The organism is Collinsella aerofaciens (genome assembly GCF_015556945.1).
GTDB lineage: Bacteria > Actinomycetota > Coriobacteriia > Coriobacteriales > Coriobacteriaceae > Collinsella > Collinsella aerofaciens_AO.
Genome location: NZ_JADNNH010000008.1, coordinates 60,707 through 76,000, shown reverse-complemented (window position 1 = coordinate 76,000; position 15,294 = coordinate 60,707). Strand labels below are relative to the sequence as shown.

14 protein-coding genes are annotated in these 15,294 nt (G+C 62.0%); 13 read left to right on the top strand and 1 reads right to left on the bottom strand.

What is annotated here, in order from left to right; all coding sequences use genetic code 11:
- Positions 1–112: 112 nt before the first annotated feature.
- Positions 113–1,096 (bottom strand): zinc-ribbon domain-containing protein, encoded by a 984-nt coding sequence (locus tag I2F59_RS03835; protein WP_195503297.1) that lies wholly within the window; start codon positions 1,094–1,096, stop codon positions 113–115.
- A gap of 311 nt (positions 1,097–1,407) precedes the next feature.
- Between I2F59_RS03835 and tmk the strand changes: the two genes are divergently transcribed.
- The 13 genes from tmk (at position 1,408) to I2F59_RS03770 (ending at position 15,256) form a co-directional block, all read left to right on the top strand.
- A complete protein-coding gene (gene tmk / locus I2F59_RS03830) occupies positions 1,408–2,091 on the top strand; it encodes a dTMP kinase (RefSeq protein WP_195503296.1) in 684 nt (227 codons plus the stop codon).
- Position 2,092: 1 nt separating this feature from the next.
- On the top strand, positions 2,093–3,220 hold the full coding sequence (locus I2F59_RS03825; protein WP_195503295.1) for a DNA polymerase III subunit: 1,128 nt from the start codon (positions 2,093–2,095) through the stop codon (positions 3,218–3,220).
- Positions 3,211–4,902 carry a PSP1 domain-containing protein gene (locus I2F59_RS03820; protein WP_195503294.1) on the top strand — a complete coding sequence of 564 codons (1,692 nt, stop codon included), beginning with the start codon at positions 3,211–3,213 and terminating at the stop codon, positions 4,900–4,902. The genes I2F59_RS03825 and I2F59_RS03820 overlap by 10 nt, the downstream gene beginning before the upstream one ends.
- Positions 4,903–5,004: 102 nt before the next feature.
- Positions 5,005–5,811: a phosphoribosyltransferase family protein gene (locus tag I2F59_RS03815; protein ID WP_229065323.1), complete on the top strand. Its 807-nt coding sequence runs from the start codon at positions 5,005–5,007 to the stop codon at positions 5,809–5,811.
- A gap of 11 nt (positions 5,812–5,822) precedes the next feature.
- On the top strand, positions 5,823–6,932 hold the full coding sequence (locus I2F59_RS03810) for a hypothetical protein (RefSeq protein ID WP_195503293.1): 1,110 nt from the start codon (positions 5,823–5,825) through the stop codon (positions 6,930–6,932).
- A 733-nt stretch (positions 6,933–7,665) separates the two neighbouring features.
- Positions 7,666–8,691: a substrate-binding periplasmic protein gene (locus I2F59_RS03805; RefSeq protein ID WP_229065327.1), complete on the top strand. Its 1,026-nt coding sequence runs from the start codon at positions 7,666–7,668 to the stop codon at positions 8,689–8,691.
- A gap of 316 nt (positions 8,692–9,007) precedes the next feature.
- Positions 9,008–9,592, top strand: a complete 585-nt coding sequence (gene hpf, locus I2F59_RS03800) for a ribosome hibernation-promoting factor, HPF/YfiA family (RefSeq protein ID WP_035137685.1) — start codon at positions 9,008–9,010, stop codon at positions 9,590–9,592.
- A gap of 80 nt (positions 9,593–9,672) precedes the next feature.
- On the top strand, positions 9,673–10,626 hold the full coding sequence (locus I2F59_RS03795; RefSeq protein WP_161115028.1) for a DegV family protein: 954 nt from the start codon (positions 9,673–9,675) through the stop codon (positions 10,624–10,626).
- Between the two features lie 98 nt (positions 10,627–10,724).
- Positions 10,725–11,804, top strand: a complete 1,080-nt coding sequence (locus tag I2F59_RS03790; protein ID WP_195503291.1) for an NAD(P)-dependent oxidoreductase — start codon at positions 10,725–10,727, stop codon at positions 11,802–11,804.
- Between the two features lie 5 nt (positions 11,805–11,809).
- On the top strand, positions 11,810–12,238 hold the full coding sequence (locus I2F59_RS03785) for a hypothetical protein (protein WP_055310425.1): 429 nt from the start codon (positions 11,810–11,812) through the stop codon (positions 12,236–12,238).
- A 15-nt stretch (positions 12,239–12,253) separates the two neighbouring features.
- Positions 12,254–12,952: a HEAT repeat domain-containing protein gene (locus tag I2F59_RS03780; protein ID WP_195503290.1), complete on the top strand. Its 699-nt coding sequence runs from the start codon at positions 12,254–12,256 to the stop codon at positions 12,950–12,952.
- 6 nt (positions 12,953–12,958) lie between these two features.
- Complete coding sequence (locus I2F59_RS03775) at positions 12,959–14,044, top strand: isocitrate/isopropylmalate dehydrogenase family protein (RefSeq protein ID WP_195503289.1); 1,086 nt, start codon at positions 12,959–12,961, stop codon at positions 14,042–14,044.
- Positions 14,045–14,170: 126 nt separating this feature from the next.
- Positions 14,171–15,256, top strand: coding sequence for a hypothetical protein (locus tag I2F59_RS03770; protein ID WP_195503288.1), 1,086 nt, complete (start codon positions 14,171–14,173; stop codon positions 15,254–15,256).
- The last annotated feature ends 38 nt before the right edge of the window (positions 15,257–15,294 follow it).

Sequence of the window (15,294 nt, the reverse complement as noted above, 5' to 3'; positions counted from 1 at the left end):
ATCCGCGGTCTTTCATGCAGCAGGGGCTCTCAATGTTTTTATGTCCTGCTCATATCGTCTCTGCCGGCAGTTTGGGAACGTCCCTAACTGCCGGCTCGGGAACGACAAAGCGCTAGTTCACTTCGACGGGTTTGGCGCCGGGGTAGCGCTCCTCAAAGTCTAGGCGGTACTTATTGTCATTGGTGCCCGCCACGTTGTCGCGCGACAGCGGCGCCACGATCTCATTCTTGTGATCCGCAGGCTTGGTGTATTTCAGGCTGATCTCCCAGGCATCACAGATTGCGTCAATGCGGTGATCCAGGTCGTCATACAGGGCAACGATGTCTTTCCAGGAACTGTAGTTCTTAGAGCTCGTCGGGACGTCCAGGTCCTCGACGATGTCGTAATACTGCTCGATGGTGTCCTCTGTGCGCTCGGCGACGTCGGCGAGATTTTGACGGGTGGTCCGATCCTCTTCCAGATAGCTGCCGTTGAAGTTCTGCGCGCAGCCACGGACGTAGTTGTCGAGGTCTTCGAGCAAGTCGTAGTATTCGCTCAGGCGACGGTAGAGGTTCTGCTCGGAGAGCGTTGCTTCGCCGCCATCCTCGTCGTCATCGTCATCATCGTCGTACAGGCTGTTGGGATCGCCGAGAGGCTTTAGGTCATCGTCGTCGACGTCATGGTGCAGCTTAGCTACCTCGGCAGTCGTCTGCGTGGCGGCGTTGTCGAAAGGCTTGATCACAAAGAAAACGACCAGGGCGATGATGATCGCCACCAGCACAACGATAACGGCGATAAGCGGCCCGATGCCGCTCTTTTTGGGAGCGGGGGTCTGTGGCGAAGCGGGCGCGTATGCGGGAGCCGGCTGCTGTTGGGGCGAGCCGCTCGCGACGGGTATGCGCTGCGTGGTCTCGACGGCCGCGGGGCCTGCGGCGGGGTCGGGGCGATAGGCGAGGGGGTCGTCCGCCTTGGCTTGCGGCGTATCGAGGGGACCGGTCTGCTCAAAAGCGGGCTGGCTATCGCTTGCGGTTGTTTGCTCAACGGGTGCACCGCACGAGGTGCAGAACTTGGCATTATCTGCAAGAAGTTTGCCGCACGAGGCGCAATACCGAGACATTGCCACTCCTTTCGCCACATTTCAATGCAATACGACGATTATACCCAGCGCCCAAAAATCCCCATCATAAGTTGCGGTGAAATAGGGACTGTTTGGCGGTCTCAGAGCTTCAATCAGTCCCTATTTCACCGCAACTTCGGGGATGCCTCGATGGCTAGGTTGTGGGGGTCATTGGGGACGTTCTTAAACGACTAGTCATTCAAGAACGTCCCCAATGACTAGGTGGGGTTTGGGACGCGCCTGCCCCTGGGGTATCATGGCTTGGTTGCTATAACTCGCATTTACGCGCCTTGTAGGAAGGGGCTGCGCCCATGGCTTTTGAGCCCGCTCAACATAGCTTCATTACGCTCGAGGGTGTCGATGGCGCCGGTAAATCTACGCAGGCGCGCCTGCTTGCCCGTGCGCTCGACCTTGCCGGCTACCAGGTTGTGACCCTGCGCGAGCCGGGCGGTACCGCCATCAGCGAAAAGATCCGTGCTCTGCTGCTCGACCCCGCCAATACGGCGATGGGCGACACCTGCGAGTTGTTGCTCTACGAGGCCGCGCGCGCCCAGTTGGTGCACGAGGTCATCGCGCCTGCCCTTGCTGCCGGCAAGGTGGTCCTGTGCGACCGCTTCTACGATTCCACAACTTGCTATCAGGCGTTTGCCGATGGCCTCGATCGCCAGATAGTGCGCGATGCCAACAACCTGGCCGTCGCGGGGACGCACCCGGCGCTCACGCTCGTCTATCACATCACGCCCGAGCAGGCGGCGCTGCGCATGGCAGCCCGTGGCGCGGCAGATCGCATGGAGGCTAAGGGCATGGCCTTCCAAGAGCGTGTCTACCAGGGATTTTGCGCCATCGCCGCCGAGGAACCAAACCGTGTAAAGCTCATCGACGCGACCGCGTCCATCGAGGACGTCTTCGCGCGGACGGTCGAGCAGGTTCGCGTCTACGGCCTCGACATTTCCCAGGACGCCGTCACCGCCGCGCTTGCCCAGGAGGCCGAGTAACATGGCCCCCGCTCAGACAAGCCTGCTGGCCAAGCTTGACACCCAAGAGCGCGTGCGCGACTTTTTGACCAATGCCGTCGCCAGCGGTCGCGCATCGCACGCCTACCTGTTTTTGGGCGCGCCCGGCGCGGGCAAGCTCGACGCCGCGTGGGCGCTCGCCCAAGCCTTCCTGTGCGAGCAGGATGGCTGCGGCTCATGCGATAGCTGCGTGCGCGTCGCCCGCCATACGCACCCCGACGTGCACTATTACACGCCCGAGAGCGCCACGGGCTACCTCATCGCCCAGACGCGCGAGCTACTCGACGACGTACCCCTGGCGCCCATCCGCGCCAAGGCCAAGGTCTACATCATTGACCGTGCCGAGCAGCTGCGCGCCAACAGCGCCAACGCACTGCTCAAAACACTCGAGGAGCCGCCCGAGGGCGTTATGTTTATCTTGCTGGGCACCTCGGCAGACGTGATGTTGCCCACCATCGTGAGCCGCTGCCAGTGCGTGCCGTTTCGGCTGGTGTCGCCCGCCGTCGCCGCGCACGCCGTGAGCCGTGCCACTGGTCAGGATATCGCGCGTTGTCGCATGGCCGTCGCCGTGGCGGGCAGCCCCACGCGCGGCATCGAGTTCCTTAAGAGTGCCGAGCGCCAGGATGCCCGCCGTCAGATGGTTCGCGCCGTCGACTCGCTCATCGCTGCCGATGAGGCCGATGTACTTAGTCGTGCCAAGTCGCTCATTGTCGCCGTCAAGGCACCGCTCGCCGAGGTCAAGTCCACACAGGAAAAGGTGCTCGAGCAAAACGCCGACTACCTGTCGCGTGGAGCATTGAAGCAGCTTGAGGACCGCAACAAGCGCGAACTCAACGCGCGCGAGCGTTCGGGTATCATGGAAGCGCTGGCGAGCGCGCGGACGCTCATGCGCGACGTGCTGCTGACGCTTCAGGACGAGGCGGCCGACGTGGTGAACGAAGACGTGCGCGACACGATCGGTCGGCTTGCTGCCGCGACCAATGTTGCGGGTGCCACGCGGGCGCTCGAGGCAGTCGCGACCGCCGAGCGCAACATCGCCAGAAACGTTACTCCCCAGCTGGCCATCGAGGTCATGCTGTTCGATATCAGGAAGGCACTGAAATGCCGTTAGTCGTACCCGTTAAGTTTACCTACGCCTCGCGCGACCTGTGGTTCGATCCGCAGGATCTGGATATCCTCGAGGCCGATTATGCCATTTGCTCCACCGAGCGCGGAACCGAGATCGGCCTGGTCACGGCCGATCCCTTTGAGGTGCCGCAAGACGAGATCGGTCAGCCGCTCAAGCCCGTGCTGCGCGTGGCGAGCGACATCGACCTGCAGCTTGCCGACGACCTGGCCATCCAGGGCGACGAGGCCATGGTCGACTTCCGCCGCCTGGTCAAGGAGCTCGACCTCGAGATGAAGCCGGTCGGCGTCGAGTACCTGTTTGGCGGCGAGAAGGCCGTGTTCTACTTTGCGGCCGAGGAGCGCGTCGATTTTCGCCAGCTCGTCAAGGATCTGTCCTCGACGCTGCACATTCGCGTCGACATGCGCCAGATCGGCGTGCGCGACGAGACCCGCCTGGTGGGCGGCTATGCCCAGTGCGGACAGGAGCTCTGCTGCACGCGCTTTGGCGGACAGTTTGAGCCCGTCTCGATCCGCATGGCAAAAGAGCAGGACCTGCCGCTCAACTCGTCCAAGATCAGCGGCGTGTGCGGCCGCCTGATGTGCTGCCTGCGTTATGAGTTCGAGGCGTACAAGGACTTTAAGAGCCGTGCGCCCAAAAAGAAGACGCTCATCGATACGCCGCTCGGTAAGGCGCGTATCCAGGAGTATGACACGCCGCGTGAGCAGCTGGTGCTGCGCCTGGAGAACGGCAAAGTCTTTAAGGTCAACCTGGCCGATATGACGTGCTCGGAGGGTTGCAAAAAGAAGGCCGCCGAGCAGGGCTGCAACTGCCGCCCCGACTGCGTGACGCGCGACGTGCTCGAGCGCATTGAGTCGCCCGAGATGCGCCTGGCGCTCATGGAGCTCGATCGCGAGAACGGCGTCGACGTGGGCGATGGCCTGTCGAGTGCCGACCGTCTGGCCGGCACGTCGATGCCCAAGCGCCGTCGTCGCGATGCTGAATCCGATGCTCGCGCCGGTCAGGGTCAGGGCGAGGGCCGTGGCCGCGGAAAGGGCCGCGGCAAGGCCGAGGCACCCGAGGCCGAGGAGGCCGCCGGTGCCCGTCGCCGCCGCAAGCGCGCGGGCTCGGGCGATGCTACCGAGGCCGCAGCCGCGGGCAAGAACGCCTCTCGCGAGCGCGAGGTCCAGCAGCCCCAGCAGCAGAACCGCGGCGGTGGCATGAACCCCACACGTCGCCGCCGCCGTCATCTGTCGAGCGAGGAGCGCGAGGACGCCTTCCGCGCCGCAGCTGCTCGCGAGGCTGGTGCCGCTTCCAAGGGCCCCTCGGCCTCCGATGCGTCTGCCGACAAGGGCGGCAAGTCGCGTGGCGAGGAGGAACGCGCGCCGCGTCCGCGCCGTCGCCATTCCTCGGGCGCGCAACAGAAGCCCTCAGTGCCCTCCGTGGCCGATCAGGTCTCGGATGGCGAGGTCAAGGTCACGCGCCGTCGTCCCGGAGATGGCGGGGGAGCGGCTGCCAAGGCTTCGCATGGCGCCGCTCGCGACGAACGCGAGCCGCGCGGTGGCGAGGGCTCGGCCGACCAGGGTCAAAAGCGCCGTCGCCGTCGCCGTTCCCGCAAGCCGCGCCAGGATGGTGGCGAGGGCTCGACCCCGTCTTCGTCCGCACCACAACCGCCTGCCGGCGAATAACGCCCGCGAGCGGATTTAGCCCGCCTTGCCCCGAGCGCATCGGGGTATCATAGCGCCGAATCAACAACCCTCCCTGCGGCCGAACGTAGGGAGGGTTGTGTCTTGAAGAGCCATCTGAACATATTGAGCTGTTTGCAGGGTGCCGGTGCCCTACCGTTTGCGGACGAATTGCTACCGTTTGCCGAGTGGGTGGCACGCGAGGCGCTCGAGGCATTGTCGCCAACACGATGTGCCGGCTGCGAGCGCGCCGGTGCGCTTATTTGCCAAGACTGCCTTGCCGCGTTCACGCTCATCGACCCACGTCATAGCTGCACCCGATGCAGCGCCCCGTTTGGGGATTTGCTGTGCACTGAGTGTTCGGTCGAGGGCACGTCCTCGGCAATGACGGAGGCGCTCGACCGCTGCCTGGCGTGCGCCGTCTATGCGCATCCGCTGCCGCGCATCATTAAAGCGTACAAGGATGCGGGCGAGCGACGTCTGGCTCCGTATCTGGCGGAGCTGCTCTACGACACCGCCCTGCATGCCCAGGTCGTAGCGCCCGATCGCTATGGAGGTGTGCTGTCCGGTGCGGATGCGGTGGTGTTTGTGCCTGCGACGGCGGCAGCGTTTCGGCGGCGTGGTTTTGATCATATGGAGGCTATTGCGCGCCCATTTTGCGAGCTGTCGGGTGTTCCCCTGCTCGATGCTCTCGTCAAGTACGGGCATGGCGACCAGCGCGAACTCGGTCGTGAGGAGCGCCGCGAGCGTGCCCAAGGCATGTACGAGACGGTTGAGGATGTGCGGGGCAAGCGCCTGCTGCTTATCGACGACGTTATCACCACGGGTGCGACGATGGCAGCGGCTTCGGCGGAACTCAAGCGCGCCGGCGCCGCAGCAGTCGATGGCCTTGCTATCGCACGTGTTTGGTAGGGGTGGTTCAGATGGCAATAAAGATCGGGCAGCGTGGCAAGCCTGCAAGCGAGCAGCTGGCTGCTTCCGTAATTCTGACGGGTGCCTCGGCGCTACGCATGATGCGCGCCGAGCGCCGACAAATGGGTTACATCAGCTGGAGGGACCTCGATCCCGATGAAGAGCGCCGCGCGCTGCGCACGTCGTCGCCCTCGACCGAGGACATCTATCTTCCCGATTTGGTGCGGATTGGGGCCGCAAGCGGCGAGGTGCAAGAGGATTTGTGCTTGCTGGTAGGGTCTGCAGCGCAGCGCCGCCGTATTCTTGGCGTGAGCTGGTCCGCATGCTCCGAGTTGCCCGCCGGCTCGATTCTAGAGGTGGAACCGGGGGTGTACAGTCTATCTCCCGAGGCCCTTTGTGTTGCCGTTGCGCGCGAGGTCGGCTGCATCCAGGCGTTTGCCCTGGCCCAGGAACTATGCTCTAAGATTTCACTGAGCGACCGCGGGAAGTATCTGCCTCCCTACACCTCGCCTGTTACGAATAAACTTGCAAAGGACAAGGACCAGCCAGCAGATGTGGGCTACTTTGAGGTTGAGCCGGTGCTGACGCCCGATCGTCTGGCAGATTACCTCGCGGTATGCAAGGGGAACGCAGCCAAGCAGCTGCAGCGTCTGTGTCCCTATCTTTCGGAAAACCTGCGCTCACGCATGGAGTGCATCATGCTCGCTCTGTTTTCGCTTCCGTTTTCCTATGGCGGATTTGCCTGCGGTCCCTTTAAGACCGACTACAAGATTGAGTTCGATGGCCGCGCGCAGGCAATCTCGGGGATGCCGCATGCAGTTTGCGATGCGTATCAGGAGGCAGCCCGGTTTGACCTGGAATACAACGGTGAGCTGGGTCATTCCTCCCGGAGGGGACGTATCCATGATGAAAAACGCAACACGGGCTTGATTACTATGGGAATCGAGGTCGCGACGGTCAACAACGAAATGCTCCGCGACATGGAAGCGATGGAAGCGCTCGCATGGCGCATCCACCAGCGTATGGGTAAGCGATATCAGAATCGCGTAGAGGCTCGTCGAAAGAGGCAAGATGCTCTGCTGAATACGCTCCGAGCGTGCTTTGGGCTCAAGCCAGCGTAAAACTATGGCTTTATAGGGGGTCTGTTTATATGCTCTGTGCAAAAAACGGCAAATATGAGTACTGTTACTAGATTAGTGACAGCAAAAACAAAGAAACTTGGGCCGATAATCTGGATTCAGCGAAGAGATAATAAACGAATGTGGAATATCTTGGCGCCAAGCAGGCTGTGCGGAACTCAAAAAGGGCTCGTGAGGCGGTAATACTCTGCTACTAAATTGGTAACAGTACTCATATTTGCCGTTTTTTGCACACGGCACCCTGAGACGGGTGCCCCGGAGCTCCCCGTGGGGGAGCTCCGGGCTTCATGGGGGCACGAATGATCCGCCCCGACCTGCGAAATCTGTACTCGCGATGCGAATAACGCCCCTAACCTTAAACTTTAGCTTGAACTTAGCTATAATGCGCTTCGTTCCTACCAGGCTGTGGTTGCGGACGGACGAAATGCCCGTCCTAGTCCAAGACAGACGCGGTCAAAGGGATCCACGTAAGCGACCGCGTGCGCGCGGCGCGATCATGGCGCGTCCTAGATGTAAGCCGCACCGTCCGTTCTACTTTCTTTGGGGCAATACCGCCTCGCGGGCGAGCGGGTCAGTCGTGAAGGTGGCTGCGGCCTCCCGAGCAAACACCCCGGTGCGCAAGTGTGGGGTCAAATACCAGGTCAGCTGGTGGGAACAACCTGATATTCCGCGCAACGCACGGATCGTATACGACACAGAAGGCAGGGTAGTGGACATGGTGAGGGGCAGCTTGATGCACGCGGCTCGGTTAGGTGCTGGGACCGCAGCGGTCATCGCCGTTTTGGGCCTGAGCGGATGCGCGTTCAACCCGCTGTCTACGTTCACGACTCCCACGATCGACCAGATCGAGTACGAGACCGTCACGCCGGCGGTGTCGGACGACGCCCTGGTCACTCCCGGAACCCTGACGGTCGCCCTCGATACTTCCGATGCGCCGCAGGCCATGCAGGACGCCGACGGCGAGCTCACGGGGTATGCGGTTGACGCCGCCCGCGCCCTCGCAAGCCGCATGGGCCTTAAGGTCGCCTTTGTCGATGCGTCCTCGGCAGGTTCCGCGCTCGGCGACAAAAAGGCCGATATCTTTATCGGCGAGATTAACTCCACGGACGGGGACATTAGCTCGCTCGGCACCTGCCTGTACGATGCCACTTCCGTGTTCGGTAAAACTAGAGATGGTGGGTCGCTAAGCGTTTCCACCGATACCCTTAGCACGTCCACCCTGGGCGTTCAGATGTCCTCGGCCTCGCAGGAGGCGCTTGCTAAGCAGAGCATTACCGCCAACCAAAAGACCTACTCCAACATCAACGAGTGCTTTGAGGCGCTCGAGTCCGGCGAGGTCGACTATGTGATCTGCGACTCCACGGCCGGCGGCTACCTTGCACGCCTGATGAGCGAGATCTCCTATGTCGGTGCGCTCGAGGCGCCCTCGACGCTTGGTGTTGTGGGCCTCTCGTCCAATGACGAACTATGCCGTGCCGTGAGCGATGCCCTCGACGGTATTACGGCCGACGGCACGCTCGAGGCGGTCCACTGCGTCTGGTATGGCACGATGCCCTACGACCTCACCACTAAGACGGTTTCGGGCGCTAACGTGCAGCCGGGCGACTCTGAGTCCAGTGAGACCACGTCCTCCGGCAGCGAGTCCTCCGATTCCAACAATGAGACCGCATCCTCCGAGGACAAATCGTCCAGCCAGGAAGGCGCCATCACCGACGACGACATTAACAAACTCAATAGCTAGTTATTGCTAGGGGTGGTGTCTCCTATACGTTGGAAAGGACACTTCTTCACGGTTTCAACACGCACTGCCGGGCTTCCCCAATAGGGGAACCCGGCTTTTTCATCCCAATAAAACCAGCAGGTCAAAGCTAATTTTCGGGACCAAATACAAAGCCGCCGGCCCCTCCTATAGCGCACTTTGCCATGGAAAAGTACGAGACTTCGGTATGCGGTATCAAGCAATCGTTATTCGGGTCTTTAGGAATCCGCGTGATTAAATGCACGGCAATGGGTACATAGCCAGTACAGTAAGTCCCCGAGGCAGATTGGAGCCACGTATGGATATCAAGGTTTCTGGACGCAAGACGACGGTAACCGATGCTCTGCGTGCGCATGTGGATGAGAAGATCGGCGAGGCGCTCAAGGTTTTCGATATCGAGCCCATGACGGTCGACGTTGTACTTCGCTATGAGAAGAACCCCTCGAACCCCAACCCGGCAATCGTCGAGGTTACGGTTCGTGCCCGCGGTTCGGTGATTCGCGTTGCCGAGCACGGTGCAGATATGTACGCCGCCATCGACCTCTCCGCCGATAAGGTCACCCGCCAGCTGCGTAAGTTCAAGACCAAGGTCGTGGACAACCGCCAGGGCGGTGCCAGCGCCGCGGATGTTGCGCCGGTCGAGCGCGTCGAGGATCTGGCCGACCTGCTGCTGCCCGAGGAGGAGGACGACCTGCTCGTCCGCGAGAAGGTTATTGACGTCACCCCGATGACCGAGGAACAGGCGCTGGTGCAGACCGATCTGCTGGGTCACGACTTCTACGTGTTCGAGAACGCGACGACCGGCCTCATCAATGTGGTGTATCACCGTAAGAATGGTGGATATGGCATCATCAAGCCCCGCATCGAAACACTTGACGAGTAAAATACGTTAACTTGCATGAGTTAACGGTTGGCGGCCATCCCATGCGGGTGGCCGCCTTTTTTACGTAAGGAGTCGCTTTGATGGACAAGGCTGCATCTACCGGCCATTCGGACCGTTGCCGCATCGTCGTCGATACCTGCTGCGACTTTAGTCCCGAGGTCGCCGCGAACCTTGATGTCGATATCCTGGGTTTCCCCTTCATTATCGATGGCGAAGAGCGCACGGATGACATCTGGTCGAGCATGAGCCCTAAGGAGTTCTACGACCGCATGCGCGCCGGTGCCCGCGTGTCCACCTCGGCTGTGTCGCTCGGTCGCTATATCGAGTTCTTTACCGAGTGCGCCAAAGAGGGCACGCCCACGGTCTACCTGTGTTTTACCTCGGCGCTGTCGTCGAGCTACAACTCCGCGTGCCAGGCGGCGGACGCCGTGCGTGCCGAGTATCCCGATTTTGAGCTGTACGTGGTCGACAACGCTCTGCCCTGCGCGGCCGGCGCGCTCTTGGCGCTCGAGGCCGTGCGTCAGCGTTCGGCGGGACTGACTGCCAAGCAGCTGGTCGATTGGGCAAACGAGGCCAAGACCTACGTGCACGGCTACTTTACGCTCGAGAGCTTCGACGCACTGGCTGCCGGCGGCCGCATTCCTCCCGCGGCGGCGCAGCTCACGGCAAAGCTCGACGTCAAGCCCGAGCTCTCCTACGACCTGGCCGGCTCGCTGTCGCTGATCGGCGTCAACCGCGGCCGCAAGAAGGCGCTCAAGTCCATCCTCAAGTCGTTCCGCGAGAACTACGTGCCCGATCGCACCATGCCCATCGCCATCATGACGGCCGATGCCGAAAAGGATGGTGACTGGCTCGAAGCCGCCATCCGCAAGGAGGAGGGTTGCGCCGACGTCACGATCATTCGCGGCTCCGTGGGTCCCACCATCGGCTCGCACGTGGGCCCCGGCATGGTGGGCTGCGCGTTTTGGGGTAAGAACCGCGCCGACAAGGCGTCGCTTTCCGACCGTATCGCCCGCCGCGTGCGCGGTCAGTAGGCAAGCGCTGCGTCCGTAATCGCCCTCGACTCACAGCCCAAACGCTGGCACCGAGCATTCAACCTGGTAACAACACCCAACCCAAAAGGAAAGGTTTCATGGCAAACAAGCTCTCCGTCGCATTCATCGGCACCGGAATCATGGGTGCCCCCATCGCCGGCCACATTCTGGACGCCGGCTATCCCGTCACGGTCAACAACCGCACCAAGTCCAAGGCTGCCGCGCTTATCGAGCGCGGTGCCGTCTGGGCCGAAACGCCGGCCGACGCTGTGGCGAACGCCGATGTCGTCTTTACCATGGTGGGCTATCCCTCCGAGGTCGAGGAACTTTACCTGGCGGGCGACGGTCTGCTCGCGTGCACTAAGCCCGGCGCGGTCCTGATCGACCTTACCACGAGCTCGCCCGAGCTGGCGCGCGACATTGCCGAGGCCGCCCAGGTTTCCGGTCGCATGGCGTTTGACTGCCCCGTCACCGGCGGCGAGTCGGGTGCTATCGCCGGCACGCTTACGGCTATCGTGGGCGCCACCGAGAACGACATCGCGCCGGTCCGCGACATCCTTGCCACCTTCGCGGCCAACATCTGCTGCTTCGACGGCGCCGGCAAGGGCCAGGCTGCCAAGCTCGCCAACCAGGTGTCACTGGGCGCCTGCATGGTCGGCATGGCAGACGCCATGGCATTTGCCGAGCTGAGCGGCCTTGACCTGGAGAAGACCCGCCAGATGATCCTGGGCGGTACCGGCAAGTCCGGCGCCATGGAGAGCCTGGCTCCCAAGGCGCTCGACGGCGACTACAAGCCCGGCTTTATGGTCGAGCACTTCATCAAGGACCTGCGCTTGGCGCTCGCCTATGCCGACGATCGCGAGCTTGCGCTGCCCGGCGCCGACGTGGCCTTTACGCTCTACGACATGCTCGATGCCATCGGTGGTGCCAAGCTGGGCACCCAGGCCATCACGGTCCTCTATAAGGAGGAGGCCGACGCCATCGCCGCCGGTCTGGACTGGTCGCAGTATCGTCCTGAGGAGCATGGCGCTCACGAGGACGGCTGCGGTTGCGGCGAGCACGGCGACGACCATGAGTGCGGTTGCGGTCACCATCACGGCGAGGACCACGAGTGCTGCGGCGGCCACGGCCATGACGACGGCCACGAGTGCTGCTGCGGCCACCATCACGGGGAGTAGCGCCCATGAGCTGGACGTTCGTGGTGTTAGCGCTGGTGCTCTTTCTCTTTGCGATCTACATTGGCTTTTTGTGCGGTCAGTGGGCGTGCGAAAAGCGCGTCATCACCAAGCGCGACTACTGGATTGCCAACTTTGCGGGAGCGGCGGCAGTCGTCCTGCTGACCTGGGTGTTCTCGCTGTTCCCGCTGGTGCAGTTTGCGCCGATCGGCTGGCTCGGCGGCTTTATCGCCGGTCTTAAAATGAGCTTTGGCGAGTCCGTCGGTCCGTGGCGCAAGCACGACGAGGTCTTTAACGTCAACAAGGCTCATCGCGCCGCCGCCGACGCGGGCGACGCTGAGGAACGCCGCCGTGCGCGTCGCAATGGCGCGGCCGACCGACAGCTCATTTCGGTCACCGATGACAGCAAGGGTGCTGGCAAGCACGCTAAGAAATAGTAAGAAGAGGTAACTATGGCAGAAAACAAAGACGAACAGCTCACCGACGAGGAGCTGGCACAGCTTCAGCTGGCAGAGGAGAACGAGAACGCCGTCGACCGTCTGGTCAAGGAGCTCGGCTGCCCCACGCGCCGCATCCGCCAGTTTGCCGCCCGCGTGCTTCACCTACTTGCCGAGCGCGATCCGCAGCGCGTCGTGCCCTGCGTGCCCGCGCTGGTCGAGGCGCTCGACCGCCCCGAGGCGCAGACCCGCTGGGAGGCCCTCGATGCCCTGACGGCGCTCGCTACCACCTGCCCCGAGCAGCTGGGCGATGCCTTTGAGGGCGCCGAGACTGCACTGTTCGACGAGATCTCCTCCACGCTGCGCTATGCCGCCTTCCGCCTGCTGTGCGTGTGGGGTGCCACGAGCGTCGAGCGTTCGCGCGAGGCTTGGCCCATCCTGGACGAGGCCATCCAGTGCTACCACGGCGACCTTGAGTATCGCGACATGCTCGGTTGCCTGTACGAGTTTTGCCAGGGCGAGATCGACGCCGAGGTTGCCGAGAAGCTTGCGCTGCGCCTTAAGTTCGATGCCGAGAACGGCAAGGGCAGCTATCTCAAGGCCCGTTCGAGCGAGATTTGCGAAATGCTTGTTAAACGTTTTGGCCTGGATCTCTCCAAAAAGAAGAAGCGTGCTAGCGTTAAAAAATCTGACGACGCCGAAGACGAGGAGTAACAGATTATGGCGCACGATGTAGTCCTGATTCCCGGTGACGGTATCGGTCCCGAGATTACGCAGGCCATGTGCCGCGTGGTCGAGGCTGCCGGTGTCCAGATCAATTGGAACGTCCAGGAGGCCGGCGCCGGCGTCATGGACGAGTTTGGCACGCCGCTGCCCCAACATGTGCTCGATGCGGTCGCCGAGACCAAGGTTGCCATCAAGGGCCCCATCACCACGCCGGTCGGTACGGGCTTCCGCAGCGTTAACGTGGCCCTGCGCAAGCACTTCGACCTGTACGCCTGCGTGCGCCCTTGCCTGTCGCAGCCGGGCGACGGCTCGCGTTTCCGCGATGTCGACCTGGTCATCGTGCGCGAGAACACCGAGGACCTCTACGCCGGCATCGAGTTCGATGAGGGCACTGCCGAGGTCGAGGAGCTCTCGCAGCTCGTCGAGCGCTCGGGCCAGAAGACCTTCGCCGCCGATTCCGCGATCTCGATCAAGCCGATCTCTATCGCCAAGAGCCGCCGCATTGTGGAGTATGCCTTTGAGTATGCCCGTCGCTGCGGCCGCAAAAAGGTGACGGCCGTGCACAAGGCCAACATCATGAAGGCGACCGACGGCCTGTTCCTACGCGTTGCGCGCGAGGTGGCCGCCAACTATCCCGATATCGAGTTCAACGACAAGATCGTCGACGCCACCTGCATGGGCCTGGTCCAGAACCCCAACGACTTCGATGTCCTGGTGCTGCCCAACCTGTACGGCGACATCGTGAGCGACCTGTGCGCCGGCCTGGTGGGCGGCTTAGGCATGGCCCCCGGCTCCAACATCGGTGCCGACTGCGCCATCTTCGAGGCTACGCACGGCTCCGCGCCCGATATCGCTGGCCAGGATATCGCCAACCCCACAGCCGAGATCCTCTCTGCTGCGATGATGCTCGATCACCTGGGCGAGAACGACGCTGCCAATCGCATTCGCGCCGCCGTCTCTGCCACGCTCGACGAGGGCGAGCAGGTTACCGGTGACGTGCGTCGTGCCCAGACCGGCTCCGTTGAGGGCGCGGTGGGCACGCAGGCCTTTGCTGATGCCGTTGTCGCGCACCTGGTCTAAGGTATGCACGCTGCAAACGCCTAAATAGTACTTAAGTGTTTGCGTATAACCTAAGAATCAATACGCCCGGCGCTCTGTCGGGCGTATTCTATTGAGGACTATGTTTCCTAACAAGGAGTAACTAATATGGGTCTGATTCAAAAGAAGGACGAGAAGGACGAGATCGACGGCATTCAGATCATCGAGCGCGGCGAAGGCCCCGACGGTGATGAGGACGAGAAGATCGACCTGGTCACCGGTACGTCTGCCGAGCACATTGCTGCCGGTACGACGGCCGAGGAGGAGGACGCCCGTCTGGAGGCTCAGATTGCCGCGGATGCCGCTGACGAGAATCTGATGCCCGAGGAGCAGGACGAGGACGATGACTCCGACGTGGATGACCACGCTTGCAAGCACAAGAAGACGATGATTGCCGCCTTTGTGGTTGCAGTCGTGATTGCTGCCGTGATTGGCTTCTTTATTGGCAATGGCGGTTTTGGCGGCAAGGGCGTCGGCTCGGCGACCCTGACCGAGGACCAGCTCGATTCGACCGTGGCAAGCTACAGCTACAACGGCAAGAAGAGTGACATCACCGCGCGCGAGGCCATCGAGAGCCAGTACAGTCTCGACACCGTCAAGGACGACGACGGCAACTATACCGCTCCGTCTGCCGACGTCATCCTGTCCTACGTGCGCAACAAGATCCTGCTCGATGCTGCCGAGGACGAGGGCATCACCGTCTCTTCTAAGGAGATGAAGAAATACGCCGAGGATTCCATCGGCACTTCGGACTACAAGACCATGGCCACGCAGTATGGCGTGTCCAAGGACCAGGCCAAGCAGATCGTTCGCCAGTCCGCGACGCTGCAGAAGCTCTACAAGAAGAAGGTGGGCGATAGCTCCGCAAGCATGCCGACCGCTCCGACCGAGCCTGCTGACGGCAACGAGGAGACCGCGAGCAAGGACTACGCCGACTACATCATCAACCTTGCCGGTGACGAGTGGGATAGTGAGAAGGGCACTTGGAAGGACGCCGACAGCACCTATGCCAAGGCCTTTGCCGACGATGCCTTTACGGCCGATAGTGCGACCTATAAGCAGGCCATGACCGCCTATTACACCGCCTACCAGCAGTATTCTTCGCAGGCCTCGAGCGCCAGCTCCAAGTGGACCGAGTACGCTAACGGCCTGTACGCCAAGGCCAACATCAGCATCTACGGCCTGTTTGCGTAAAGATTTGTCTGAGCCACCGAGCGCGTAGCCGAAATATC